This is a genomic window from Bradyrhizobium sp. IC3195 (assembly GCF_020193585.1).
Taxonomy (GTDB): domain Bacteria; phylum Pseudomonadota; class Alphaproteobacteria; order Rhizobiales; family Xanthobacteraceae; genus Bradyrhizobium; species Bradyrhizobium yuanmingense.
In genome coordinates this window covers 1-1,531 of record NZ_JADYVG010000066.1, presented here as the reverse complement: position 1 = coordinate 1,531, position 1,531 = coordinate 1, and the positions used below count along the sequence as shown (strand labels likewise).

Genomic DNA, 1,531 nt, shown 5'->3' with positions numbered 1-1,531 from the left:
TAGCAGGCTGTTGAAGAACTCAGCCGCGTTCGCAAACGAAGGCTGAATCGTCGCCATTGTGTATGTAGAAGTGGCCGACGAGCCTGCCGGCAGTGCCGATCATGGCCCATCCGCGACCGCAGGTGGGGTCATTCTCATCGTGTCCCTGCCATGAGAACTCCGCGCAGGCCGAACCGTCTCGCGTGCCGTAGCGGACGTCGAGGAAGCCCTTCAGCGCACCGAAGGCAACTTCACCGTCGGACTTGCCCTTGAAGGTGAGATGCGCCTGTTCGACGAGATCGAGGAAGTCGCCGTCCCAGGTGTCCATTTCGACGATGCGCCAGCGGCCGGCAAAGGCCTTGGCGAAGCCGGGCACCTTGGCCATCAGCCGGCCTCCGCGATCAGCTTGGGCAGCCGCACCAGATTGTAGGCGGCAGCAGCGAAGGTAAAGGCCCATCCGACGCGTTCACGGCCACGGAAGCTGGTCTTCTCTTGCCCGGCGACCGTCTTGATCCAGCCGAATGCCTCCTCGATCCGCTTGCGGATGCGCTGGCTGACGGCATAGCCGCCGTGCCGGGTCGTTCGCCCGTCGATCGCAGAGCTGCGGCCGCTGGTGTTCTGCGCAACATGCGGCGTCACGTTCATCGAGCGCAGCTCGTTGACGAAGTCTTCTGCGTCGTAGGCCTTGTCGGCGCCAAGCGTGATCGCTGTCGGCCGGTCGGCACGCGGTTCGATCATGTGCAGCGCGGCCACCCGTTCGGCATGCCCGTCGGCCTGTGTCAGGCAGGCGTCGACCAGCAAGCCGTGGCGGTTCTCCATCAGCCCATGCCCGATGAAGCACAGCTTCGTCTCCTTGCCTTTCCCCTTGCGGTAAAGCCTGGCATCGGGATCGGTGGTCGAAGCATGGGTGTCGTTCGAGCGTCTCTGGCCATGGAAGTCCGCTTCGGCATTGCGCCCGCCGCCTTGCGCTGGCGGCTCGCCCGAGCCTTCCTTGAGCTTGACGCTCTTCATCGAGGCCCAGGCCTCGATCAGCGTGCCATCGACCGAGAAGTGATCGCTCGACAGAAGCTTCTTCACCTTGGGCTGCGCCAGCACCGCCGCCAGAAACTTGGCCGCGATGTCGCCTTCCAGCAACCGGTCGCGGTTCTTCGAGAACACCGAATGGTCCCAGGCGGCGTCATCGACGCCGATTCCGACGAACCAGCGGAACAGCAGGTCGTATTCCAGCCGCTCCATCAGAAGCCGCTCCGAGCGGATCGAATAAAACGCCTGCAACAGCATCGCCCGCAGCAGCTTCTCCGGCGGGATCGACGGCCGCCCAATCGGCGAATAGAGCGCGGCAAACTCGCGCTCCAGCGTTGACAGCGCCTCGTTCACGATCGTCCGGACCGCTCGCAGCGGATGATCACGCCGCACCCGCGCCTCCAGGTCGACGTAGCTGAACAGCTCGCCCGTTCGATTGTCGCCGCCGCGCACGCCCCATCTCCGAATCTCGTCGGAGCTAATGAATCACGGTCGCCGGTCGGCGGCGAGCACCTTTTTCAACAGCCTG

2 protein-coding genes are annotated in these 1,531 nt (G+C 64.3%); both read right to left on the bottom strand.

The window, feature by feature from the left end; all coding sequences use genetic code 11:
• Nucleotides 1-19: 19 nt before the first annotated feature.
• Nucleotides 20-364, bottom strand: a complete 345-nt coding sequence (locus tag I6F09_RS37105; protein ID WP_225143902.1) for a hypothetical protein — start codon at nt 362-364, stop codon at nt 20-22.
• A complete protein-coding gene (locus I6F09_RS37100; RefSeq protein ID WP_225143899.1) occupies nt 364-1,455 on the bottom strand; it encodes an IS5 family transposase in 1,092 nt (363 codons plus the stop codon). The genes I6F09_RS37105 and I6F09_RS37100 overlap by 1 nt, the downstream gene beginning before the upstream one ends.
• Nucleotides 1,456-1,531: the final 76 nt, after the last annotated feature.

What these genes read in the sequence shown, in the direction of transcription:
- I6F09_RS37105 (WP_225143902.1), bottom strand. Translation starts at nt 364, where the DNA reads ATGGCCAAGGTGCCCGGCTTCGCCAAGGCCTTTGCCGGCCGCTGGCGC.